Source organism: Pedobacter sp. ASV12 (genome assembly GCF_016429155.1).
Lineage (GTDB): Bacteria > Bacteroidota > Bacteroidia > Sphingobacteriales > Sphingobacteriaceae > Pedobacter.
The window spans coordinates 53,776-79,221 of record NZ_JAELUC010000004.1 but is presented as its reverse complement, the minus strand read 5'-3'; the positions used below and the strand labels follow the sequence as shown (position 1 = coordinate 79,221).

General features: G+C 44.4%; 23 protein-coding genes. 8 read left to right on the top strand and 15 right to left on the bottom strand.

Going from position 1 to position 25,446, the window contains the following annotated elements; genetic code table 11:
* Positions 1-16: 16 nt before the first annotated feature.
* The 8 genes from atpG to JHD69_RS02670 all read right to left on the bottom strand — a co-directional run bounded on the left by atpG (position 17) and on the right by JHD69_RS02670 (position 6,087).
* Complete coding sequence (gene atpG / locus JHD69_RS02705) at positions 17-910, bottom strand: ATP synthase F1 subunit gamma (RefSeq protein WP_199137115.1); 894 nt, start codon at positions 908-910, stop codon at positions 17-19.
* 76 nt (positions 911-986) lie between these two features.
* The gene (atpA, locus tag JHD69_RS02700) at positions 987-2,561 is read right to left on the bottom strand and encodes a F0F1 ATP synthase subunit alpha (RefSeq protein ID WP_199137113.1); all 1,575 of its coding nucleotides are present in this window, start codon (positions 2,559-2,561) and stop codon (positions 987-989) included.
* A gap of 92 nt (positions 2,562-2,653) precedes the next feature.
* A complete protein-coding gene (gene atpH, locus JHD69_RS02695) occupies positions 2,654-3,199 on the bottom strand; it encodes an ATP synthase F1 subunit delta (protein ID WP_199137111.1) in 546 nt (181 codons plus the stop codon).
* A 73-nt stretch (positions 3,200-3,272) separates the two neighbouring features.
* On the bottom strand, positions 3,273-3,767 hold the full coding sequence (locus tag JHD69_RS02690; protein ID WP_199137109.1) for a F0F1 ATP synthase subunit B: 495 nt from the start codon (positions 3,765-3,767) through the stop codon (positions 3,273-3,275).
* An 89-nt stretch (positions 3,768-3,856) separates the two neighbouring features.
* Entirely contained in the window at positions 3,857-4,057 is a 201-nt protein-coding gene (gene atpE / locus JHD69_RS02685; RefSeq protein WP_136876209.1) for an ATP synthase F0 subunit C, read from the bottom strand.
* Positions 4,058-4,096: 39 nt separating this feature from the next.
* Positions 4,097-5,230, bottom strand: a complete 1,134-nt coding sequence (atpB, locus tag JHD69_RS02680) for a F0F1 ATP synthase subunit A (RefSeq protein ID WP_199137107.1) — start codon at positions 5,228-5,230, stop codon at positions 4,097-4,099.
* A 17-nt stretch (positions 5,231-5,247) separates the two neighbouring features.
* Complete coding sequence (locus tag JHD69_RS02675; RefSeq protein WP_199137105.1) at positions 5,248-5,634, bottom strand: hypothetical protein; 387 nt, start codon at positions 5,632-5,634, stop codon at positions 5,248-5,250.
* Positions 5,635-5,859: 225 nt separating this feature from the next.
* On the bottom strand, positions 5,860-6,087 hold the full coding sequence (locus JHD69_RS02670; protein ID WP_199137103.1) for an AtpZ/AtpI family protein: 228 nt from the start codon (positions 6,085-6,087) through the stop codon (positions 5,860-5,862).
* Positions 6,088-6,194: 107 nt separating this feature from the next.
* Here JHD69_RS02670 and porW point away from each other — a divergent pair, with 107 nt between their 5' ends.
* Positions 6,195-8,999 (top strand): type IX secretion system periplasmic lipoprotein PorW/SprE, encoded by a 2,805-nt coding sequence (gene porW, locus JHD69_RS02665; protein ID WP_233165638.1) that lies wholly within the window; start codon positions 6,195-6,197, stop codon positions 8,997-8,999.
* Positions 9,000-9,094: 95 nt separating this feature from the next.
* On the top strand, positions 9,095-11,320 hold the full coding sequence (locus JHD69_RS02660; RefSeq protein WP_199137101.1) for a transglycosylase domain-containing protein: 2,226 nt from the start codon (positions 9,095-9,097) through the stop codon (positions 11,318-11,320).
* 53 nt (positions 11,321-11,373) lie between these two features.
* On the opposite strand, the gene JHD69_RS02655 is transcribed toward JHD69_RS02660, so the two are convergent.
* Complete coding sequence (locus JHD69_RS02655) at positions 11,374-11,646, bottom strand: hypothetical protein (RefSeq protein WP_199137093.1); 273 nt, start codon at positions 11,644-11,646, stop codon at positions 11,374-11,376.
* A 251-nt stretch (positions 11,647-11,897) separates the two neighbouring features.
* On the opposite strand from JHD69_RS02655, the gene uvrC reads away from it, so the two are divergent.
* Positions 11,898-13,700: an excinuclease ABC subunit UvrC gene (gene uvrC, locus JHD69_RS02650; protein ID WP_199137091.1), complete on the top strand. Its 1,803-nt coding sequence runs from the start codon at positions 11,898-11,900 to the stop codon at positions 13,698-13,700.
* 116 nt (positions 13,701-13,816) lie between these two features.
* Here the strand turns inward: uvrC and gldN are convergent, their stop codons facing one another.
* The 6 genes from gldN to JHD69_RS02620 all read right to left on the bottom strand — a co-directional run bounded on the left by gldN (position 13,817) and on the right by JHD69_RS02620 (position 20,610).
* A complete protein-coding gene (gene gldN, locus JHD69_RS02645) occupies positions 13,817-14,746 on the bottom strand; it encodes a type IX secretion system protein PorN/GldN (RefSeq protein ID WP_199137089.1) in 930 nt (309 codons plus the stop codon).
* A gap of 6 nt (positions 14,747-14,752) precedes the next feature.
* Entirely contained in the window at positions 14,753-16,285 is a 1,533-nt protein-coding gene (gldM, locus tag JHD69_RS02640) for a type IX secretion system protein PorM/GldM (RefSeq protein WP_199137087.1), read from the bottom strand.
* 40 nt (positions 16,286-16,325) lie between these two features.
* Positions 16,326-17,132 (bottom strand): T9SS inner membrane protein PorL/GldL, encoded by an 807-nt coding sequence (gene gldL / locus JHD69_RS02635; protein WP_199137085.1) that lies wholly within the window; start codon positions 17,130-17,132, stop codon positions 16,326-16,328.
* A gap of 39 nt (positions 17,133-17,171) precedes the next feature.
* Entirely contained in the window at positions 17,172-18,503 is a 1,332-nt protein-coding gene (locus tag JHD69_RS02630) for an SUMF1/EgtB/PvdO family nonheme iron enzyme (RefSeq protein WP_199137083.1), read from the bottom strand.
* Between the two features lie 276 nt (positions 18,504-18,779).
* Complete coding sequence (locus tag JHD69_RS02625) at positions 18,780-19,550, bottom strand: uroporphyrinogen-III synthase (protein WP_199137076.1); 771 nt, start codon at positions 19,548-19,550, stop codon at positions 18,780-18,782.
* A gap of 16 nt (positions 19,551-19,566) precedes the next feature.
* Positions 19,567-20,610: a DUF4271 domain-containing protein gene (locus JHD69_RS02620; RefSeq protein WP_233165637.1), complete on the bottom strand. Its 1,044-nt coding sequence runs from the start codon at positions 20,608-20,610 to the stop codon at positions 19,567-19,569.
* Between JHD69_RS02620 and hemW the strand changes: the two genes are divergently transcribed.
* From hemW to JHD69_RS02595, 5 genes are all read left to right on the top strand, one after another.
* Complete coding sequence (hemW, locus tag JHD69_RS02615; RefSeq protein WP_370583446.1) at positions 20,609-21,772, top strand: radical SAM family heme chaperone HemW; 1,164 nt, start codon at positions 20,609-20,611, stop codon at positions 21,770-21,772. The genes JHD69_RS02620 and hemW overlap by 2 nt on opposite strands.
* Positions 21,773-21,823: 51 nt before the next feature.
* A complete protein-coding gene (locus JHD69_RS02610; RefSeq protein ID WP_233165636.1) occupies positions 21,824-22,621 on the top strand; it encodes a sterol desaturase family protein in 798 nt (265 codons plus the stop codon).
* On the top strand, positions 22,611-23,396 hold the full coding sequence (locus JHD69_RS02605; protein ID WP_199137074.1) for an SDR family oxidoreductase: 786 nt from the start codon (positions 22,611-22,613) through the stop codon (positions 23,394-23,396). The genes JHD69_RS02610 and JHD69_RS02605 overlap by 11 nt, the downstream gene beginning before the upstream one ends.
* Before the next feature lie 111 nt (positions 23,397-23,507).
* A complete protein-coding gene (locus JHD69_RS02600) occupies positions 23,508-24,059 on the top strand; it encodes a fasciclin domain-containing protein (RefSeq protein ID WP_199137072.1) in 552 nt (183 codons plus the stop codon).
* Positions 24,060-24,254: 195 nt separating this feature from the next.
* Positions 24,255-25,133 carry a cupin-like domain-containing protein gene (locus tag JHD69_RS02595; protein ID WP_199137071.1) on the top strand — a complete coding sequence of 293 codons (879 nt, stop codon included), beginning with the start codon at positions 24,255-24,257 and terminating at the stop codon, positions 25,131-25,133.
* The last annotated feature ends 313 nt before the right edge of the window (positions 25,134-25,446 follow it).

The following is a 25,446-nucleotide window of genomic DNA, read 5'->3' as shown; positions in this document are numbered from 1 at the left end:
ACAACTGAAAACTGGATTAGCCATTCAACGCGGCCGCACCACTTACAATTTCGGTTAACTCGGTTGTAATAGCAGCCTGACGGGCCTGGTTGTAGGCCAGTTTTAAGCTCTTCAACAAATCGCCTGCATTTTCGGTAGCCTTGTCCATCGAGGTCATACGTGCACCATGTTCTGAAGCATGCGAATCAAGTACTGCCTTGTACAGTTGGATCTTGATCGATTTAGGGATCAATTGCGCTACAATCTCGTCTTGGCTAGGCTCAAGGATATAATCTACATTGGTGGCAACACCCTTTGTGGCTTGTGGCGTTGCATCTTCTGTTTTGGTTAATGGCAACAATTGTTCGGTAGTTAAAATCTGTACCGCTGCATTTCTGAAGCGATTGTACACTACTTCTACCCTGTCAAACTCGCCTTTTTCGAAACCGGCCATAATAGCTTCGGTAATCTTGGTTACATTTTCGAAAGACAGGTCTGCATACACGTCATTGTTGTTACCAATCACGTTGTAGTTGCGCTTTTCGTAGAAATCTTGTGTTTTTTTACCGATAGCAACAATGCTTACATTACCTTTTTTAAATTGCTCGCTGTATTTTTGGGCAATTAAATTATTGGTCGTTTTAATCACGTTCATGTTAAAAGCACCTGCCAAACCACGGTTTGACGATACGGCTACTATCAGCACTTTATTAGGCTCGCGCTCTTGGATAAAAGGTGAGGAAGTCCCTTCTAAACTAGCCGAAAGATTTCCTAAAATCTCTTTCAACTTGGTTGCATACGGACGTAATTGTATAATGGCATTGGTAGCACGTTTCAACTTTGCCGCAGACACCATTTTCATGGCTTTGGTAATCTGTTGGGTTGACTGTACCGACGATATACGATTTCTTACTTCTTTTAAATTGGCCATTCTTTATTGAGTTTCGAGTTGTGTGTTAAGTGTTACAGGCATTACCCACAACACTCAACTGGCAACTCATAACTATTTAGTATTTACTTGAAATCTCTTTTGCAACTGTATCTAACACACCTGTAATTTCGTCATCAAATTTACCGGCTTTCAAAGCTTTCAATGTATCAGGATGACGCAATTCTAATGATTGCAGGAATTCAGCTTCAAATTCTTTTACCTTATCTACCGGTACGCTACGCATTAGGTTTTTGGTACCTGCATAGATGATGGCAACTTGTTTCTCAACGGTTAGTGGCGAGAACTGTGCTTGTTTCAACATTTCTACGTTACGTGCACCTTTATCGAGTACCGATTTGGTAGCGGCATCTAAGTCTGAACCGAATTTAGAGAAAGCCTCTAGCTCGCGGTATTGAGCCTGGTCTAACTTTAAGGTACCAGCTACTTTTTTCATCGACTTGATTTGAGCATTACCACCCACGCGTGATACCGAGATACCTACGTTGATAGCCGGACGGATACCAGAGTTGAACAAGTTCGACTCCAAGAAGATCTGGCCATCGGTAATCGAAATTACGTTGGTTGGGATATAGGCCGAAACGTCGCCAGCTTGGGTTTCGATAATTGGCAAAGCGGTTAACGAACCACCACCTTTAACGATACCTTTCAACGACTCTGGCAAATCGTTCATATTTTTAGCGATTTCGTCGTTGGCGTTGATTTTGGCTGCTCTTTCCAACAAACGGCTGTGCAGATAGAACACATCGCCTGGATAAGCCTCACGGCCTGGTGGACGGCGCAACAACAACGATACCTCACGGTAAGCTACCGCTTGTTTAGACAAATCGTCATAAACGATCAAAGCTGGGCGACCTGTATCGCGGAAGAACTCGCCGATGGCGGCACCAGCAAATGGAGAGTAGAACTGCAATGGCGCAGGCTCGGCCGCAGAAGCCGAAACGACTACGGTATATGGCATTGCACCATTTTCTTCTAAAGTACGAACAATATTAGCTACGGTACTTGCTTTCTGACCACAAGCTACGTAGATACAGAATACAGGATTACCTGCTTCGTAAAATTCCTTTTGGTTGATGATGGTATCGATACAAACGGCAGTTTTACCAATCTGACGGTCGCCGATAACCAACTCACGCTGGCCACGACCGATTGGGATCATGCCGTCGATAGCTTTGATACCTGTTTGCAAAGGCTCGTTTACCGGCTGACGGTAGATTACACCTGGTGCTTTACGCTCTAAAGGCATTTCGTAGGTTTCGCCCAAGATTGGTCCTTTACCGTCGATAGGCTCGCCAAGCGTGTTTACTACACGGCCCAACATACCTTCACCAACTTTGATAGAGGCAATTTTTTTGGTACGTTTAATGGTATCGCCTTCTTTGATCTCGTCTGATGGGCCTAACAATACCACACCTACGTTATCTTCTTCAAGGTTCAATACAATACCTTGCAAACCGTTGGCAAACTCAACTAACTCGCCACTTTGAACTTTGGTTAGTCCGTAAACACGGGCAATACCATCACCCACTTGCAATACGGTACCCACTTCTTCAAGCTCAGCTTCTGATTTGAAGCCTGACAATTGTTGTCTGATAATTGCCGAAACTTCGTCTGGTCTTACCTCTACCATAATTTTATTTTTGATTTCTTTTTCTAATGTAAATCTTGTACTGTGTTTATTTTGTTTCCCGATCTCTCATCGGATATATTTTCAAGGTTCGCTTATGCTATGCCTTGTGCAAATTCTTTTTTCAGTTTTTTCAAACCGCTGGCAATACTGGCATCAAATTGCTTGTCGCCAACCTTTAAGATAAAGCCACCGATCAATTTCTCGTCTACTTTTTCTTTGATCACCACCTCGTTGGCACCCAGTTCTTTTTTCACCAAGCTCACGATTTCGGCTTTGTTGGCGTCGGTTAGGGCTGTAGCTGTAGTTACTTCTGCAGTTACAATTCCTTTCAGTGCCTGATATTGGCTAACAAACTGCTTGGCGGCATCGAACAAGATTGCAGAACGGCCCTTACTAACCACCAACTTGAAAAAGTGATCGGTAATTGGATTTACTTTGCCTGCAAAAAGCGCATTCAAAATCCCGGCTTTTTTATCCAAGGGGATAATCGGGTTTTTCAGAATGGCTTCCAGTTCGCTATTGTTATCTACAACTTCCTCAAATAACACCATGTCATTCTTCAACGCTTCTAAGGCATTTTGCTCCATAGAAAGGTCGATTAATGATTTGGCGTATCTGGCTGCTGCTTTACTTGACATATATTTAGTATTGAGATGTGCGTATGGCGTATAGCGATTGATTTGCTCAATACGCACTACGCTGTACGCTATTCTAGTTTAATTCAACATCTTTTAACAGGCTGTTTACCAGGTCCTGTTGTTTAGCTTTATCATCCAGCTGATTGCGCAATACGCGCTCGGCAATATCCAAAGACAAAGTCGATACTTGGCCTTTCAATTCTGCCAAAGCTGCCTTTTTCTGGTTTTCGATTTCGATACGAGCTTTTTCAATCAGTTTGGCACCTTCGCTTTGAGCTTGGGTTTTGGCTTCGTTCACGATGCTGTCTTTCAAGGTTTTGGCCTCTTTCAAAATCTGATCGCGCTCAGCACGTGCCTGTTTCATCAACTCTTCGTTTTGAGAAGTTAAACGGGCCATTTCTTGTTTGGCCAATTCGGCCTTGTTCAAGGCATCGTCTATCGACTGCTCACGCTCTTTAATAGCGCCCAATACTGGTTTCCAGGCAAACTTGGCCAAGATAAGAAGCAAAAGCAAAAATGCGATTGTCTGAAAAACAACTAAACCAACTTCAGGTATTAATAAATCCATTTCGGTATATATTTTATTCTATCTTTCTTATTTCGTTTTTATCAATAAATGTTTTGCAGAACAATCTTCTGCAAAACATTTAAGGCGAGTTACACTAATGCAACTACTACCGCGAACAAAGCAACCGCCTCAACGAAGGCAGCAGCGATCAACATCGCAGTTTGAATTTTTGAGGCAGCTTCTGGTTGACGAGCAATACCGTCCATAGCAGAACCACCAATACGACCGATACCTAGACCAGCGCCAATCGCAGCTAATCCTGCACCTACTGCAGCAATACTTCCTGTAATCATGATTTTATATATTAATTGTTTTTAAAATTATGCTAATTAATGGTGTTCTTCTACCGCCATGCCAATAAACAGGGCCGACAGAATGGTAAATATAAAGGCCTGGATAAAGGCTACCATCAGCTCGATAGCGCCAATAAACATGGCGAAAGGAATCGAGGCAGCAGAAACGAACAGGCTGTTGAATACGAAAATCAAACAGATCAGCGACAAGACCAAAATGTGACCTGCGGTAATGTTCGCAAACAAACGGATCATCAAAGCGATTGGCTTGGTTAACACACCGATCAGCTCTAACGGAATTAAAAAGATCTTAATGGGAACTGGTACATTCGGCATCCAGAAAATATGTTGCCAGTAATGTTTGTTGCCATTAAACACGGTAAGCAATAAAGTAAATATAGCCAACACCATCGTTACCGCGATATTACCGGTTAAGTTGGCTCCACCTGGCAAGAAAGGAACCAAGCCCAGCATGTTGTTGAACCAGATGAAGAAAAACACGGTCAACAAATACGGCATGAAGCGCTCATACTTATGGCCCAGGTTTGGTTTAGCAATATCGTCTCTTACGAAAAGGATAACCGGCTCTAGCCATGAAGCCAAGCCTTTAGGCGATTTGCCCTGACGTTTTTTATAGTTTCTGGCTACACTTAAAAATACCAACAGCATGATGATGACCGAAAGGAACAAAGTGCAGGTATTTTTGGTGATCGAGAAATCTAAAGGACGTTTATTTTCGGCGTGGTGCTCGGCGTTCAGCTCTACATATTGACCATGCTCATTAGCTACCTCAGAAGCGAAATAGATTTTGTCGTGCATTTTCACAAAGCGCTGTCCGTCTTTTTCAACTACCACCTTGGCCTCATCGTCGTGGCCAAATTCGCTGTTGTTAAACATAAATACCTTGCCCTTGTCATACAAAATTACCGGAAGACCGATATAAGTATCGCCGATTACGTGCCAGCTATGCGAGTCGGCTACGTGGTGCAAAGCAAATTTACCTATATTAAATTTTTCTTTTTCGGCTGGCGCTTCATGTGATTTTTCTGTTGCATGCGTTGTATCCGCCTGAGCTTTTACCCCAACAGACGACAACAAAAACGCCGAAAAAAGCGTAAAAACAACAATTAACCTCTTAAACTTGAATTCAAAAACGTGGCTACAATCCATTTACTCGCAGATTTTTACTATTTATTTTGGTGGCGCAAGTTACGCAACAAACAGTATATTTCAAAGAAGGTAAACAATAAATATAAAGAAAAAAAATTGAGGGCAAATACGATACTTTTTTCCTTATTGTTTAGGCTGTAAATCAGCACGAAAGCCATAGAAAATAGCATCTTTAGCGCAATAGAACCCATAATGGCCATAATGCCACTTTCGGGGTTGCGTTTAATGCCCAAAAAAGCAACGATATAGGCAATGAAAGTAAGCCCTGCCAAAAAGCCAAATACGAGCCAGAACTTATGGATCAAAACCTGAACCCCCGGAAAAGCATGGGGCAGCGCCACGGCAATGCCGGCCAGCACCGCCGTATAGATAATATAATATAAAGTAAAACGTTGTATGCCCAAACCTGTAATTTTTTACAAAGGTATAAAAGAAAGTTTGAAGTCGCGAGTCCATGGCTTAGCATAAGACGATTGGTAGATTTTTCAGCTTGTGGCTCTCGGACAGCAATTCGCAATTAGCCATTTGCTATTTCAGTTGACTATCCAGCAATAAAACGGCAACCGGCTTTCAGTTAGCCACCCAAGAACCAACAAACTAATGAACCAGTGAACTAATGAACCATTGAACTACTCATCCTTCGTAACCGAACGCACCACTTGATACAATGAAAAAACAACCCCCATAAGCCCCAGCAACGCCATAAAGATGGGCTTTTGGCCATCTCGATATTTATCTATCTGGTAGCCTATCAATGCAAATACGCCAATAGTGGCCAACATCTGAAAGGCAATACCGGTATATTTGGCAAAATTGCGGGCTCTTTTTCCCCGGATATTGTTTTTTGGTTCTTCCATGTTTCGATACAATAAATTTATACTAAATATGAAGAATATATTGCCGAATAAAATATTTTTGCATAACATATTATTATATTGCCATTAACACTCACAACCATACATCCTTGAACAACTACGCAAAACCGAGTATAAAGACCATCCTGCTTGGCTTGAGCATGATTTTGCTTTATGCCTGCTCAACGCAAAAGGACAATGCCGCCAACAGGAGCCTGCAAAATCTTTCGGCCAGGTATAATTACATCTATAACTCTAATGTATTGTTGGGCACTTACCAGGAAGAACTTGCGCAGACCTACAAAGATAACTACGACGATTTTTTAAGCGTTTACATTGCTCCGGAACCTATTGACTACCTCAGCGGCGCATCAAGTGCCACCGGCGATACCAAGGCTTTGGATGAAATTATTCGGAAAGCACAGACCATCATCAGCGAAAAAAGCCTCAGCAACTATATCGACGAAGCCTACATGCTCTTGGGCAAAGCCAATTTCTACAAAGGCAACTTCTTTATCGCTAAAGAATACTTTGATTATACAGCCAAAGCCTACAAAAAAGACAAGAACACCCATCTTGCCGCCCTCAACTGGAAGGCGCGAAGCCTGATGCAGCTGCACAGCAACATCCAGGCGCGCGAAACACTCGATACGGTTTTGCTCGACCTCGATTCGGTAAAGCATAACAAAGCCGAACCTTTGGCTACACTGGCCCAGATGAGCATCAGCCAGCAAGATTATAAAAAAGCAATTGACTATCTAACACAGGCCATCAAAGAAAGCGGCCAAATGCAGTCGCGTACCCGCTGGCCATACATTTTGGCGCAACTGTACGAACACGACAAGCAGTACGAGCTGAGCCTGCGCAACTACACCAAGGTAGAAAACAGCAATTCTCCGTTTGAGATGTATTTCAATGCCAAGCTAAGCAAAATCCGCATCAACGATATTTTGAACGATCAAACGGCAGATCGTAAAACAGCACTGCTGAAGCTGCTGAAAGACGACAAAAACCTCGACTATACCGACCAGATCTATTACGAAGTGGCCGAAGATTACCTTGGCGACAAAAACTACGACAAGGCCGCCGAGTATTACAAACTATCGGCCCAAAAAAGCATCCGTAACAATTACCAAAAGGGCTTGGCCTATTTAAAGCTGGCCGACCTTAACTTTAAGAACCTGGGCAACTACGTCAATGCCAAACTTTATTACGATAGTGCTTTGAGCGTTTTGCCTAAAAACTACCCCAATTACGAATCGATCCTTAAAAAAGGGCAAAACCTTGAATACCTTACCGAACGCTACCAGCTTATTTCGGAGCAGGATACCCTGCAAGCCTTGGCGCGTATGCCTCAAGAAGCCCGGGAAAAAAGACTCAATGAGCTGTTTGAAGCCAAAAAAGAAACCACAAATCCTCTTGCAGCCGCAGACAATATGGGCTCTTTCCAGCCGGGCCTGTCTACACGCCAGCAAAGCGGGGGTACTTTTTATTTCAACAATCCCAACACCATTAGCAAGGGCTTTAGCGATTTTAGGCGACGCTGGGGCAACCGTATCTTAGAAGACAGCTGGCGCCAAAGCGTTAAATCGTCGCAACAGGTAACGCAACAGAACCAGCTGGCCGCCATAGGCAACAATACGGCACCAACAGACAGTGTGCAAAAAACACAGGCGCAGGATAAAACAGCCCGCATTAAAGAATATACGGCTTTGTTGCCACTTACGCCAGCACAGTTGCGCAAGTCTGACCAGCAAATTATCGATGCTTATTTTGAGATTGCCGGTTTTTACCAGCAGGTCATCGAAGACCAGGCCGAAGCCATCAAGGTTTACGAGCAGCTATTGGCGCGCTATCCGCAAAACAACCATCGCGATGCCATTTACTACAGTTTGTACCTCGCCTACGCCAATACCGACCAGGCCAAGTCGGAAAACTACAGGAACAGGGTATTGAGCGAATTCCCTAATTCCGTTTATGCCAAAACCATTTTAGATCCTAATTTCTCGGCCAAGCAAAATGCGCTGGATGCCGAAGTAAACAAATCATACAATATTGTATTTGCCAATTACGAAAAAAAGGACTTCCCCAAGGTAATTACTGGGGTTGACGAAACCAGCCAGCGCTTTCCGGGCAATAGCCTGCAGTCGCAGTACGATTACCTGAAAGCCATTGCCATTGGCCGTACCCAACATGTAGATAGCCTGCTTAATGCCTTCAACGGCATTATTTCCAAGTATCCTAACGATGTATTGATTACGCCATTGGTAAAGGATCATATTGCCTACATCAATGCCCACTTGGCTGCATTTAAAGCTCGAAAAATTGCCCTTATCGATTTCGATCCGACCGAACCGCGTTTTATTGCCCAGCAAGAAAGCGTTGCGGTTCCTCAGCAGGCCATCAACGAACCGGCCAAAAACAATCCAGTAGCGCCCCCGGTAGAGAAACCTGCCGTTTCGCCACCAGCCGTACAACCTAAATCGGCCGATTTGCCGCCAGTTAAGGCCGAGCCGGAAAACAAACCTGTAGTAGCGCCGCCAGTAGTAGACAACCTGTTTAGCAAAGCCGAATCGAAAACCTACTATTATGTAATTGATGTGGCCGATATGACGGTAAGCGTAAGCTCGTCGCGCTTTGGCGTAGGCCAGTTTAACCGGGCTAATTATGTAGGCGACGGCCTCAAGCATCAATTGTTAGAGCTGGAAGAAGACCAGCTGATTTATGTAGGCAGTTTCGAAAGCCTGGAAGATGTGCAGGATTATGCGAAAGGCATTACCCCATTGTTGCCGAGAATCATGAAGGTTCCGGCCAATACGTACAAAGGTTTTTACATCAGCAAGGAAAACTTTGATAAGATAAAGAACAGAGATACGTTAAACAGATACCTGGAATTTTTTAAGAATAACTATTAATCAAGGCAGAGGGCTAAAAGGCTGAAGGCGGTATTATCTCCGCATATCCTAAACCCTTTACCCCACACCTTACAAGAACAATACAACATAAACGAATGAATAAGCCCCTTACCCAAGAAGAGATCAGGAAATACAACAGAAGGATTTGGAAAGTGCTGATTGGCGGACTGGTGCTCTTTGCGCTCTTCATCGTAGCCATTAGCTTTGGCGTTTTTGGCGATATTCCATCTTTCAGGGCCATTGAGCACCCCAAAAGCAACGAAGCCACCGAAATCCTATCTGAAGACGGCAAGGTTTTGGGCACCTATTTTGTAAAAAATCGCTCTAACGTTAACTACAACCAGATTTCGCCCAATGTAATCAATGCGTTGATTGCTACCGAAGACGTCCGTTTCCGTTCGCATTCGGGCATCGATTTCAAAAGAACATTTACCATTTTCTTATATGCCATGATTGGCAAAAAACAAGGTGGAAGTACCATTACGCAACAATTGGCCCTCAATTTATTTTCGGAAGAAGGCCGACAAAAGAACTACCTGAAAAGGATTATCCAGAAATTTCAGGAATGGGTAATTGCCGTTAAGCTCGAGCGCAATTATACCAAGGAAGAAATCATTACCATGTACCTGAATACCGTCGATTTTGGCAACCAGGCCTATGGCATCAAATCAGCCGCAAGGGTGTACTTCAACACTACCCCTGATAAGCTTACCGTACCGCAGGCGGCTGTGCTGGTGGGCATACAAAGAGGCATTACCCGCTACTCGCCTACCAAAAACCCCGAAAGAGCGTTGGCCAGGAGAAATACGGTAATGGCTTTGATGGTAAAAGCCGATTTTCTTACCCAAGAGCAGTTTGATCAGGAAAAAGACAAAGCCCTTAACCTACAGTTTACGGCGGCTACCACCAATGATGGCGTGGCTCCCTATTTCAGGGCTGTGCTTAAAGCCGAGGTTAAAAAGTTGCTAGACGAGCGTTCGATTACCAAGAACGGTGTGCCTTACGATTTGGATAGGGATGGCTTAAAGATTACCACAACCATCAACTACGACATGCAGGTATATGCCGAGCAGGCGCAAAAAGAATACATGAAACAGCTGCAGGCCCAATTTATAGCCAGCTGGAAAGGCCGAAATCCTTTTAAAGGAATGGAAATGCAGATAGACCAGGGCGTGAAACGCTCTGATCGCTACAAGGCCTTAAAACTAGAGGGCAAATCAGACGAAGAGATTATGCAGGATTTCAATACGCCCAGCAAGCTTACCATTTTTACCTGGAAAGGCAACCTTGATACGCTGATGAAACCCATCGATTCGGTAAAATACTATAAACTGCTGCTGCGCAATGCCATGATGTCGATGGATCCGAAAACGGGCTATATCAAAGCTTGGGTAGGCGGCATCAATTTTGAGCATTTCAAATACGACCAGGTTAAAATGGGTACCCGCCAAGTAGGCTCTACCGCCAAGCCCTTTACTTATGCCGTGGCTATCGAAAATGGCTATTCGCCTTGCCTTACCGTACCCAACGAACCAGTTACGATTTCTACGCCAGGCAGTCCCGATTGGACACCCCGTTCGTCTGGAACCTTGCCGGGCTCTATAACCCTGCAAAAAGCGTTGGCCTATTCTCAAAACTATGTAACCGCCTATTTGATGAAGCAGGTGGGACCAACGGCAGTAGCTACGGAAATCAAAAAAATGGGCATCACTTCTGATGTGCCCGTGGTACCATCTATCTGCTTGGGCTCATTCGATGCCTCTATTTATGATATGGTAGGCGCTTATGGGGTTTTTGCCAATAAAGGGGTGTGGACACAGCCAACTTATATTTTAAAGATAGAAGACAAAAACGGCGTGGTGCTTTACGACAGTAAACCCATCATTAAAGTAGCCATGAACGAAGAGGTGGCCTATGTAATGACACGGATGCTGAGAGGCGTAGTTACCGGAGGAACAGGATACAGGTTGATTGGCCGATATGGCGTAAACGTGCCAACCGGTGGCAAGACAGGAACTACGCAAAATAACTCCGATGGCTGGTTCATGTCGATCACACCTGATTTGGTTACTGGCGTATGGACGGGTTGCGAAGACCGTGCCTTCCATTTTACCAGCACCAGAGACGGCGAGGGAGCCAATTCGGCCTTGCCGATTTATGCCGGCTTTATCAAAAAGGTATATGCCAACCCGAATATCAAAATTAGCAAAGCCGACTTTGAGCCCCCTAAAAATGGGGTGTCTATTGTGTTCGACTGCAACCAATACCAGCAACAACAAGAACAGGGCACTACAGAACTCGACAAAAAACTAGGCTTCTAACTAAGCATTATAAAAAAGCTCTTCTTAATTGGTTTAAGAAGAGCTTTTTTATGTTAACCTAAACATTCCTGAAAAGGCACGCTTTCGGTGGCTGCGCCACCCTTATCGCGTACTACGCAGCGGCATTGCCCGCTGGCCATCTCCTCGCACCTTCCTACTACGCTATCGCCGCTCGCTCCATCGAACCAGCATACCGCACCGGTATTGGCGCACCTTGTTGTTACGGGTACATCAGCACTTTCTCCTCCCCTAATTTCGCTCATTTGGGCCCTGTTTAGCATTGCAGCACCTGCAAATACCTTTCTTTTTGAAACTTCTTTTTTCATGGTCAGACTGTTTTATTCTTTCAGTTCCTCGTGTTATAGGTCCCTTATCTTCTACCTGCCTCAACAGGCTAATAAAGTTAAAATATAAATTGACATTCTTATGGTCGCCGAATTTAATTCATAGCTTTTGCGGCAGGGCACGCAATTTTCGTTCCAAGAGCAAATAAGTTGTCGATAATGCTTGGCCACACACGAGTTTTTTCAAAAAACCCAATGGGTAAAAACAATATCTTTGCTTTAATTTAAGCAGCATGAGTGTTTTCGATCATAAAAAGGCATTGGCCGATATTCCGCATAAGCCTGGCGTTTATCAGTATTTTGACGCAGAGGGAACGCTGATTTACATCGGCAAGGCCAAAGACCTGCGCAACCGGGTAGGCTCTTATTTTAACCTCGACAAAAGCCAGATCAATGGCAAAACAAGGGTCTTGGTTTCGAAGATCAGGAAAATTACCTTTACCATTGTAGATACCGAAATCGATGCGTGGCTATTGGAAAACAGCCTGATCAAAAAGCATCAGCCTCGCTACAACATCATGCTCAAAGACGATAAGACCTATCCTTGGATCATTATCAAAAAAGAGGCATTTCCGCGTATTTACTGGACCCGCAAGTACATCAAGGACGGGTCTACCTATTTTGGCCCCTATGCTTCGGTAGGCATGATGCATACCATTTTAGACCTCATCAAAGAAACCTATACTCTTCGCACGTGCAACCTGCCGCTTACCCCCCAAAACATTAATGAGGGCAAGTTTAAGGTTTGTCTCGAATACCAGATCGGCAACTGCAAAGGACCTTGCCAGAATTACCAAACTGAAGCCGATTACAACCATAACATCGAAGAAATCAAAGACATTCTGAACGGCAAAATCGGCAACGTGATTCGCGACGTGAAACAGGTAATCAAAACCGCATCAGAAGAACTGAATTTCGAACTTGCGCACGCCTATCAGAAAAAACTCGGGGTACTGGAAAAATACCAGAGCAAATCTACCGTGGTAAGCAGCGCCATTACCAATATCGATGTAGTGAGCATTGCTTCAGACGAGCGCTATGCTTTTGTAAACTACCTGAAGGTAATGAACGGCAGCATTATCCAAACCCAAACCATCGAAATCAAAAAGCGCCTGGACGAGACCGACGAAGAGTTGCTCACCATTGCCATTACCGAATTTCGCACCAAGTTTAAAAGCACCTCCAAAGAAATTATTGTTCCGTTTGCCATTCAGCTGGTCGATCAAAACCTCAAGTTTACCGTACCCAAATTGGGCGAGAAGAAAAAGCTGCTCGAGCTTTCCGAAAAGAACGTGCTTTTCTTTAAACGCGAAAAGCTGAACCAATACGAGAAGCTGAACCCCGATCTGCGTACCGACCGGATCTTGGGCCAAATGCAGCACGATTTGAGGCTGACCCAATTGCCCCAGCATATCGAATGTTTTGACAACTCCAATTTTCAGGGCAAATACCCGGTTTCGGCCATTGTGGTTTTTAAGGATGCCAAACCCAGCAAAAAAGACTACCGCCATTTTAACGTTAAAACCGTAGAAGGGCCCAATGATTTTGCCACCATGGAGGAGGCCGTTTACAGGCGGTATAAGCGCATGCTGGAAGAAGGACAGACCTTGCCTCAGCTCATTATCATCGACGGTGGCAAAGGACAGCTATCGGCGGCCTTAACCAGTTTAAAAAAGCTGGACATCGAAAAGAAAGTAACCGTCATCGGCATTGCCAAACGTTTGGAAGAATTGTACTATCCCGGCGACAACCTGCCACTGTATCTCGACAAAAAATCGGAAACGCTCAAAATCATTCAGCAGCTGCGCGACGAGGCGCACCGTTTCGGCATTACCTTTCACCGCAAAAAACGCGACCAAGGCACGCTCAAAACTGAACTGGAACTTATTCCGGGTATCGGCAAAACCACAGCTGACAAATTGCTGGTCAAGTTTAAATCTGTAAAAAAGATCAAGCAGGCTACGCCAAAAGAACTGGAAGAAGTGCTTAACTTAAAACAAGTGGAGGCACTGAAGGCCTATTTTTCTGGTCAATAGTTAATGATAGCCGATGGTTAATGGAGCATCGGCCTGGTATCACTTTTGCGAAATTTTTAAGCCTTCGCTCCAGTCCGCAAAAACAAAAGCCCCGATTTTCATCGAGGCTTTTCGCTTTAATATTCCCAGAGGCCCTGTTCAAAGTCGGCCATGGCTTTCTTGATCCTTTCTGATTCCAACAGGCGATCCTTCGAATTGCTGATGTAATCTTCAATACGGTTGTCGGCTGCGTTAGACTGTTTGACGATATTGCTAAAAAACAGACGGCGGGTAAAAACATCATCAAAGTTAATTCCCGAATTATCGTTAAAGTTGTTGGCGATTTTCTTTTTCACCAAAATCTCACGCAGGTCGTCGAAATAAAACCAGCCGGTCGCACTTTTCAAGGTATCTGCCCTGGCGGTATTGGTGGTTGGGTCTACAACCGGATTACCGTTATTATCTACCTGTGTTTTCACATCGATACGCACTAAGGCCAAGCCGATTATGCGTGGTTCGAAAATACCGCGTTTGATATCCAAGATCCAATCTTCCTTCAATCTTACGATTGGGTAGCTGGCTGCAAAAAATTCATTGTTGGCCCTGTTAACTTCGTTCGTTCCCGGATTAACCCCTAAAAAGGCTGTGTCGGCTGCAGAATAAGTTCCGGCGGCGTTATTTGCTTTTTTGTTGTTGATGGGGTCTTTCTGAAAATCTTCGTCGTCATTGGCATACATATCCAATTCGCCATTTTTAAGCGCCTCGTAAATGACGCCGATCAGGTTGATTTTAGGGGAAGCCAAAATCTGATTGCCATGATCGCGCAAGTCGATTTCGCGCCATACCCTTTTGGTATAGGCTACATCTTCTTTGTTTACCACCGAGTAGGGCACTACCGTATCGGCAACGCTTTCTTCCCTGTACACATAGCCATCTTTTTTAGGCAACTTTTTCTTCGGGGTTGCAGGCTTATCTGTAGTAGTAGTTGGCGGCGGCGTAGCTGTAGTTTGGGCAAAGGCAAAAGCCGTTGTCAACAAAAGCAGCGATAGAAAAAATACTTTTCTCATAATTTTTTAGTTTACGGTAAATACCATCGAATTTACTGTAGGCGTACGTCCATCAGGCAATTGCACCTGAACATTGTCTATATAAACCACCGATTTGAACGGCAGGTTGGCCAATGCGGCCTTGGCTTGCGCATTCAGGTTATCGCCTTGGCAATAAATAATCTGTGCTTCTTGTCTTGGTTTAACGATGGTGATGTTGAACTTGGTTACCCTAACTTTCACATCAAACTCGAAATTCTCGATAGATGCGGTTACTTCGTTCTCGCTGGCCATTTTGTTGCCAGAGATGATACCACCCATTTTGCCTGCAAATTTGGCTACCGGATTAGGCACTGGTTTTACCCTGAATACACTATTGCCCAAGCTGATGGTCTTGCCTTCGTTGGCTGCTGATACGCTGATGGTTACATCTTTGCCTACCAAGCTTCCCGGTACATTGATCATAAATTTACCAGCGCCACCAGAAAGCGAACCTTCCGAAATACTGGCCTTTACGCTTTCTAGCGGGAAACCAGGTGCCGAAATTGAAAACGGATTCGGAATACCAGCATAAATTACATTCAGGTTGGTAGAAGAAACCGTAGCCGATGGCTTGGCCACTTGGTAAGTCATTTCAGGAGTTTCCTTGGTTAGGTAATTACCATCTGATTGTTTAACCCTAATGGTACCTTTCCATTTAAACACACCCACGCTGCCTGTACCACCGGTATAAGTTCCTACTCCATCTTTTATCGCTAACGGACTTCCGTTTACCGTAATTTCAGGGTTAGACTTCGAATCGCTGGCGGTTAAGAATACCTCGGCTTTGTAAGGCTGTCCTTGGATTACGTAGCTGCTTGATGGCACGGCTACTGCCTTAAAGTTGTCGAAAGTCATTTGGGTTTCACTCATTTTGCCAAAGATCTTCTTCACCACTTCAATTTCAGCGTTTTTTAAATCGGCCTGAATTTTGGTTAAAATGGTATTGGCTGCAGTTAAAGGAGTACCCTCGCCAAAGTTGATGTCTTCCCACTTGGTTTTGCCGTTAATGGGCTTAGCCGCATCTTTTGCTTCTAAAGTAGCGGCAATGGTAGAACCTTGAGGCAATAAGGCAATCAGTTTGGCCCTGGTATCGTTGATCTTGGCTTTCAGCTTTTCGCCTTCTTTTTTGTTGATCATGATCCCTTGGGCAATGTCCAAGTTATCACGCAGGGTTAAGTCGCCGGTTTCGGGGTTAATACCCTCTCCTTTGGTTTTAAATTCGTCCTTGAGCCTTTGCAGATCCTTATTCAGGTCGTCTGCCAGGGCTTTTGCCTTGTTGGCATCCTCCCAAAGCGGTTTTGCACGCTCTGGCTTATTTTTAAGTTCAAAATTTTCAAATGCCGTAAAAAGCTGATCTAAGCTGGTGCTTACATTGGTTTTAGAGGCGTCCAAACTATCATTGATATTCTTAAAAGCATTTAAGATTGTGTCTGAAACGTTTAAGGCCAGCATAGCCAACAATACCAAATACATGATATTGATCATCTTCTGCCTTGTCGTTTCTTTTCCTCCAGCCATGTTTAATTAGATTTAGTGATCGATTAAAATGAATGAATGATTAAACACGTGGTTGGTTCATTGCGGTAAGCATGTTACCGTAAATCGCATTCAGTGAAGCCAAGTTTTTAGCCAATTTTCCTACCTCATCCTTGAACTGTTTCGAATCTTCCATCGAATCGTTAAAGTTGCCCATCGTCAGCGAAAGGTTTTCGTAAAACTTGTTCATCGATTTCAGGTGCGCGCTCGAGCCTTGCAATTCCAATTCGTAAACGGCATTGAGGGCCGAAAGGTTTTTAGCCAGATTGTTTACCTGCTCGTGGTAGGCTTTGGTATCGGCATTGCTGTTGCCCATTTCTACCAATTGCTCGGTAGCCCTGTCAAAAGCGTTGCTCAGGTTATCGAAACTGGCTGAAGCCGTTTTTACTTTACCTGTAAATTCGTTGGTGGCCACTACGGTATCGGCCATATTTGAAATGGTTGATACCTTGTCGCCAAAAGTGCGTAGGCCATTGCCCAGGCTTTCAATCAATTCAGGGCCAACCTTGGCATCTTCCAACATTTTGTCTAAAGCAGCGCTTGAAGAAACGTCTGAACTTGCGGCTGGCCTAATGGTTGCTTTTGGCAATTCGCCGTTATAGTTAGGCGCCAATTCTGGGTATACACGCTCCCAAGGCAATTCTGGTTCTGGTGGAAAAAATCCGGTTAAGAAAAACAATAGGGCCTCAACTCCCAATCCAGCTCCAATTAAATAATTTGCCCATACCCCTCCAATGTGAAGGATTTTAGCCAATGCACCAAGGATTACTATACTCGCGCCCCAGGAAATTGCAATGTGTAACCAACCTGGTTGTTTCTTAGCTGCCATAATCTTTAAATAAGTTTCGTTTTAGTTTTTAGAGATAAATTAGTTTAATGCGTTTCCAGGGAAATCAGATACGCAGCGGAAGCCGATATAAGACCTCGCCTTGTCTTGGTACTCATAGGTACCTACCGAATTCTGCAAGAAGAAGCCCATGTCTTTCCATGAACCGCCCCTTACCACTTTGGCGCCTTTAGCGGTATTGGTATAATTAGGATTAAAATCTAGCAATAAACTGGTAGCCGACCTGTTGTAGGCTGTGATGGTCCACTCGGCTACGTTACCAGCCATGTTGTACAAGCCATAATCGTTTGGCAAGTAAGCCCTGGCGTCAACGGTGTACAAACCACCATCGTCGGTATAGTTGCCTCGGCCCACTTTAAAGTTGGCTTGCAAGCAACCTTTGGTATTTTTGATGTAAGGTCCGCCCCAAGGATATTTGGTTTGTGTTCTGCCGCCTCTTGCCGCATATTCAAACTCCTGGTCTGTTGGCAGCCTATACCTCAACCTGCCGTTGGCTGGCAGTTTTCGGGCCGAAGCCACATTAGAGTACAACACAGTTCTCCAATTACAGAAGGCATTGGCCTGTTCCCAGGTTACACCTACTACCGGATAGCGGTCATAAGAAGGGTGGCTGAAATAGGCCTCAACCATAGGGTCGTTCTGCGAATAAGAAAAATCCAACTTCCAAACCAAGGTATCAGGATAAACGCTTACCGAAGGATGCTCGTTGGCCTTGCCTGGCGTTGGGTTATCGGTATAGGTTTGGATAAAGTCTCTTCTGCTCTTGGTAGGGTCGTTTCTTCCGGCAGCTTCCAGATCGTGATCCAGGTAGCTGTAGGCGTACTTCAATTTCCTGACATCTATTTCGTTTTTGCCTGGCAAAGCGTCGTTGCCGGCATAGTACATGTTCTGCAATCTAGATTTATACTGGCTATTTCTGCCCCAAAGCACGCTTCCGTTACCTACCCTGTTCCAGTCGATGTTTCTTGGCCCTACTACCGTACCGCCCGCCGCATTGGCTGGAGCCGGCCTGTAAAGGTTTGGCGCACCCGAATCGCCCATAGAAGCAATCGCCACCGAATCGCGCACCCAGTTTACAAACTGTCTGTATTCGGCATTGGTGATCTCGGTTTGGTCCATATAAAAAGCCGTAAATGAGGTCATTCGGCTTGGGGTTCCCTGATAAAAACTCATGTCCTCATCAGTCATACCTATTAAAGTCCTTCCGGGCGGAATAAATACCATTCCGAGCGGAATAGTTCTATTGCTGAACTTTTTATTGTATGCACCTACCAGCTCTCCCTTGTTGCCACCTGAGCAACTGGCCAGAAAGGCACAAATGATGAAAAAACTAAAAAGGTATATTTTCCTCATAAAATCAGTTAAGCGATTGTAATAATTTTAATAGCAATTTTATCGAATATCCTTGATATAAACAATATTTAACGCAAATAAATCAGGAATAATTTAAAATTAAATCCGCATCAAACCATTGCTTGACATCAGCCAGCAACTCAAAACAGTTTCGTCCAAGTAAAATTTTTAACATTAAGTTATTGAAAGCAAATTGTTTACTTGATTCTGCAAACAGGTGCTTTAAACCGCAAAAAATCTTAATTCAGAGTACTTAACGACAAAAAAACCGTTTTATTACTTGTTAGATTTTTTGATGTAGTTTTCGATAGCCATAATCATTGACGGCGCTTCTGGAGAAGGCGCTGCAATATCTACAATCTGCCCCGCTTCGGTAGCCGCCTTGTTGGTGTTCGAGCCAAAGGCCGCAATACGGGTATTGTTCTGCTTAAAATCTGGGAAATTAATGTAGAGCGATTGGATGCTAGATGGACTAAAAAAGGCAATTACATCATAAAAAACATCAGCCAGGTCAGACAAGTCGCTAACCACGGTCTTAAACAGAACCGCAGGCGTGAAATTGTAGCCGTTCTTTTGCAAAAAGTTCATGGTGTCTTCGGTAGCTACGTCTGAGCAAGGGTAAAGGAATTGCTCTCCGGCATGTTTTTTCAGCACCTCGGCCAAATCGGCAGCGGTTTGCTTGCCAAAGAAAATCTTGCGTTTCCTATACTGGATATACTTTTGAAGATATAATGCCGTCGATTCTGAAATACAGAAATACTTGAGATCTGCTGGCACTTCGTACCTCATCTCTTCGCAAATCCTGAAGAAATGGTCAACCGCATTGCGACTGGTAAATACCACAGCTGTAAAATCGGCCAGGTTGATTTTGTCTTTCCTAAAATCCCTTGCCGGAACGCCTTCTACATGGATGAACGACCTGAAATCGATTTTCAGGTTGTATTTCTTGGCCAGATCAAAATAGGGTGATTTTTCTGTTTCGGGCTTCGGCAAAGTGATCAGAATACTTTTTACCTTGCGTAATCTTTCGTCTTTCTTTTCCTGCATTTTAACTTTTTACCTCTTAAAATCCTATTGCCTTGATTAATATTAGTATAGGGCAAATTTCGAGGGTGCAAAAGTACAAAAATAAATACATTTTAGAAAACCTATAGTGAGATAAAATGTTTATGCCTGCTCTTATAAACTGAAATACAAACACAACCACCAGCAAAATTATGGCTATCGCAATATAGTAAGCGCCATATTTTAAGGGCGAAAGTGCAAAAGCGATCACCAGCGGGATAAACAATAAAGAAGCATTAAAATAACTTAAATATAATATCGATACGTACTCGTTAACCGGTTTCTGGATATTGAATACATAGCCCAACAAGCGCAGCAATAAAATTTTGAGCACGTACAGTACAATAACCACAACAGAAATGGTCACGAAGAACTGGAAGCCATTGGCCACATAGTTGAGCTGCTGGTATTGGGCCGCCAAATAAAAGAACATGCCAATGGTAAAACCAAATTGTACAAAAAGCAGCAAGAACGGCCAAGATGTAAAAAGATTGTCTTCCTTGTTGAGGTTGCCCAACACCCGGTTGCTAAAAAACGACTGTACAATGGTAGCCAGCTGCTTGGAGAAGCTGTATTTTAACCCGGCAAAAAGCGCCACCAACAATGCAATGACCCCCAAAATCCATACTTCTCCTTTTTGAAGCAATTCTCCCTGCTGGCGCGGATCGCTGCTTGCCGATTTCAATAAAAAATCTCTTTTCAACACTTCGAAATCGAGGGTCGGGTAGCCAAAACCCTTACTCAGACTGTCGGCCAGCAATGCTTTGGTCAGCGAATCGAGTGGCATGAGCCTTTTGGGCGTAATGGTATCGGGCGCCAGGGCCTGTACCGCAGCCGTATCGAGAATGTCGGTTTGGAATATTTGCTGCAGGCTATCGGCAGGCACAGGAACCTGCTGGGCCTTAACAGGCCGCAAAGCGCAAAGGCACACCAGGCCAATTATTCCTAAAATCTTTCCGTACATGCTAAACTCCAAGCTAACAAGGTCTTTCTGGCTGCAAATTACGGCTTTATTCCTTTGTTTTCCTAATTGAAGTACCATGTTTAATTTAAGCTATCTTTGCACCATGGCCGGCATTTATATCCATATCCCTTTTTGCAAAAAGGCATGCACCTATTGCGATTTTCATTTTACCACATCCTTGAAACAGGTAGACGAAATGACCAATGCCATTTGTACGGAACTCGACCTGAAGAAAGACCGGATGACCGAACAGGTGCACAGCATTTACTTTGGCGGGGGCACGCCTTCGGTTTTACCCATCGCTTCGCTACAACAGATCTTCGAAAAACTGACCCGCAATTTTGCCATAGCCAGCCATGCTGAAATTACCCTAGAGGCCAACCCTGACGACCTGAATGCACCAAAGCTCAAGGAATTGAGGCAATTACCCATCAACCGTTTCAGCATCGGCATCCAATCGTTTTTTGAGGAGGATTTGCTTTGGATGAACCGTGCCCATCATGCCGAGGAAGCCGAAAGTTGCATCAAAAGAAGCCAGGATGCTGGTTTTGAAAACCTCAGCATCGACCTCATTTATGGCTATCCCCTGCTCAGCGATTCCAAATGGCAGGCCAACATCAACAAGGCCATCGAACTGCAAACACCTCATATTTCGGCCTATTCACTTACAGTAGAAGAACGCACCGCCTTGGCCAACGCTATCCAAAAAGGCCAGCAAAAAGGCTTGAGCGACGAGCAAAGCGCGCAGCAGTTTTTAAGGCTGACTGAAGAGCTGCAAAAGGCTGGTTTTGAGCATTATGAGATTTCCAACTATGCCCTGCCTGGCCAATATGCGGTGCACAATACCAATTACTGGCGGGGCGTACCTTATTTTGGCATCGGCCCCTCGGCGCATGGATTTGACGGCCATACGCGCCAGCTCAACATAGCCAACAATGCCAAATACCTGGCGCAACTTGGTGTAGGGCGACTGGCCGAAACCCGCGAAGAGCTTACGCTGACCGATCGGTTTAACGAATACATCATGACCTCGCTACGCACCATGTGGGGCACAGACCTGCAAAAAATAGCACAGGAGTTTGGCGCATCCCTAGCCCGCGAAACCCATCGGCAGCTGCAGCCCTTTATAACAAACGGACAGGTGCTGCTCGACGGCGAAAAAGCAAAACTGACCACCCAAGGCAAATTATTTGCCGACGGCATTGCCGCCTCGCTGTTTGCTGGCGACGAAGACGAATAGTTTGATGCATTTTGCGTATTTTTGCAATCATCTCTATTATTTTTTACAATTATGACTTGGGAAAATCTTTTCAAATTTTCTTTTCAGGTAGGTACTCGTTATTTTTTTATTGCCGGACTTGCTTTCCTGATCTTCTACATTCTATTTAAGGAGCGGTTCAGCGGCAGGCGCATCCAAACCAAGATGCCGAAAATGGCCGACCATCGGCGCGATATTTTCTATTCGGTCATTACCATTTTGATTTTTGGCGCATTGCCGGTTATTTTCCTCACCAACGATGCAGTTAGGCCTTACACGCGTCTCTATCAAAATATCAGCGATTATGGTTGGGTCTATTTCTTCTTGGCCTTTCCGCTGATGTTCATCATCCATGATACTTATTTTTACTGGACGCACCGGATGATGCACCATCCCAAACTGTTTAAGCTCTTCCATTTGGTGCACCATAAATCAACCAGCCCGACGCCATGGACGGCCTACTCTTTCCATCCTTTGGAAGCGGTTGTTGAAACCGGGATCTTCGTGCTCATCATTTTCGTCATGCCGGTTCACGAACTGCACCTGGCAGTTTTCTTTTTCATCATGTTCGTGTACAACGTATACGGACACCTGGGCTATGAGCTTTTTCCGAAACGCTTCCATAAAACCTGGATCGGCAGGTGGGTGAGCACCTCTGTGGCGCACAACATGCACCACCAATATTTTAAGGGCAACTATGGTTTATATTTCTTATTTTGGGATAGGTGGATGGGTACATTAAGGCCAGAATACGACGAGAAATATGAAAAAGTCACAGCCTCTAAAGCCGATAAGGCGGCAAAAACAGTACAAGCATTAAATGAAAAATAAAATAGTCTGGATTACGGGCGCTTCATCAGGCATTGGCGAAGCGTTGGTTTACGCCTTTAACGCTTTGGGCGCCAAGCTCATCATTTCATCGAGAAACCGGGATGAGCTGTACCGGGTAAAATCGAACTGCAAGAGCCCGATAGATGTACATGTTTTGCCCCTCGACCTCGAAGATATTGCCTCGTTACCTCAAAAAGCGACCGAAGCCTTACGCGTTTTCGGAAAAATAGACATCCTCATCAACAGCGGAGGCATTAGTCAGCGGGCATTAGCGCTCGAAACAGACCTGGCCACCGAACAGCGCCTCATGAACGTTAATTTTTGGGGAACCGTAATTTTAAGCAAGGCCGTATTGCCACAAATGCTGGCCCATGGCAGCGGCAGCCTTGTATGCGTGAGCAGCTTGGTGGGCAAGTTCGGCACCCGTTTCCGATCGGCCTATTCGGCTTCAAAGCACGCCTTGCACGGCTATTTCGATTCCTTGCGCATTGAAATAGACAACCCGAATATTCAGGTGCTTTTGGCCTGTCCCGGATTTATCAGAACCCGAGTAACCATCAACGCGCTTACAGCCAACGGCTCAGCCCAAGGCACCATGGACAGTGCGCAAGAAAACGGCATGGCGCCCGAGGTTTGTGCCCAAGCCATCATTAAGGCCATCGCGCAAAAAAAGGAAGAAGTTTATATAGGTGGCAAGGAAACGAAAGGGGTGCTGCTTAAACGTTTTTTGCCAAGGCTCTTCTCCAAAATCATTCGCAAAACCAAAGTTACTTGACAGATTTAAAATTCAATCAACTGATTTACAGTTATTTGAAAATTATTTTCAACTCGTAAAAATCCAGGCATTCCCGTGTTGCGTATCTCTTTTCAAAATCAACATAAAAACATGAAAAGAATATTCCTATTTGCAGTTGTCGTAGTAGCTATGGCATTCTCTACTCAGGCTCAGGCCCAAAAAAATCCGATGGTTGGCGGTGCGGCCATGTATCCAACCAAAGACATTGTAGATAACGCAGTGAACTCTAAAGACCATACTACCTTGGTGGCAGCCGTTAAAGCAGCCGGCTTGGTAGAAACCCTAAAAAGCGCTGGTCCGTTTACCGTATTTGCACCAACCAACGAGGCCTTTGACAAATTGCCTAAAGGCACCGTAGGCAACTTGGTAAAACCAGAAAACAAAGCCACTTTAACCAAAATCCTAACCTACCACGTAGTTGCCGGAAAAATGGGTAGCAAAGAAATTGCGGCAGCCATTAAAGCAGGCGGAGGCAAAGCCGAACTTACTACCGTAGAGGGTGGCAAACTATGGGCATGGATGGAAGGCAAAAATCTGATGCTTAAAGACGAAAAAGGCGGCATGGCCAAAGTAACGATCAAGGATGTATTTCAGAAAAATGGGGTAATCCATGTAATCGATACCGTTTTAATGCCTAAATAGGTAAAATCTTAATGCAAAAACCAAAGCGCTACGAAAATTCGTAGCGCTTTTTTTGTGGCACAGGCTTGAGCAAAAATCATTATATTATCATAGTGTTAACATTTTATGTACAAAGCATATACTTTTCGATTTTAATTCACATTTTTGTGTTTGGAAGAGTGGCAACGCCCTCTTCTGCACTAATTTTGCCACATTATGAGCTTTATCTTAAAACCGGTTGATACCGTTGAAACCATCAGCAGAGAAGACTTCAAGAAAAACTACCTTGATGCCAAACGCCCATTGGTCATCAAAGGATTAACCAAAGACTGGCCTGCCCGCGAAAAGTGGACAACAGAATATTTAAAGGAAATTGCTGGAGACCTAGAGGTGCCTCTTTACGACAACTCGAAGGCAGACCCGGCAAAACCGATCAATGCCGCAACGGCGCACATGAAATTTGGCGACTACCTAGACCTGATCAAGCGCGAGCCTACAGAGCTGAGGATTTTCTTTTTCAACCTCTTTAAAAAAGTGCCCAGCCTGATCAACGATGTAAAAATTCCGAAAGAGCTGATGGGCGGATTTATCGAAAGCATGCCAGCCATGTTTTTTGGTGGCTCTAACTCGGTAACCTTCCTGCATTACGATATCGATTTGCCTCATATTTTCCATACGCACTTTGGAGGTCGCAAGCACATTATTTTATTTGATTACAAATGGAAAGACCGCTTGTATTGCCTGCCTAATGCAACCTATGCCTTAGAAGACTACAAGGTAGACAACCCTGATTTCGAAAAATTCCCTGCGCTGAATGGCGTTGAAGGCTACGAAGTATTTTTAGAGCACGGCGATACCTTGTTTATGCCTACCGGCATGTGGCATTGGATGAAATATGTTGACGGTTCATTCTCCTTAAGCTTAAGGGCATGGGATCAATCGATCAGCAGAAAAGTAGCCAGCGTTTGGAGCTTGTTCAGACATGGCGCAGTAGACAGCCTGATAAAGATGGCATTTAAAGAAAAGTACGCCAACTGGAGAGAAAAAAGAGCCGTTAAAGTAGCCGAAAGAGCTTTGGCCAAAAACAGGCCTTAATGAATTGTGCCAACAGAAAGAGCTTAAAAAGCGCTAACCTGTGGCTTCTCAAAAATACCAAACGGGACTCTCAGCAATGAAGTCCCGTTTTTTATGAAACTATTTTTAGCCTTGGCAATAATGGCAGCAAAACCTAACTTTCTTACTTAGCCTTTCTTAGGTGCCTCACACGACAAAAACAGTTAATTTATACCGCCTTAGAAACCTTAGACAACCCTAGCAACATCACCAAAGCACTTAGGCTACCTTAGGTGCCTGAGGCTGTAAAAACAGTTCATTAAAAACCTTAGAAAGCCTCAGGTAGTTAAACCAA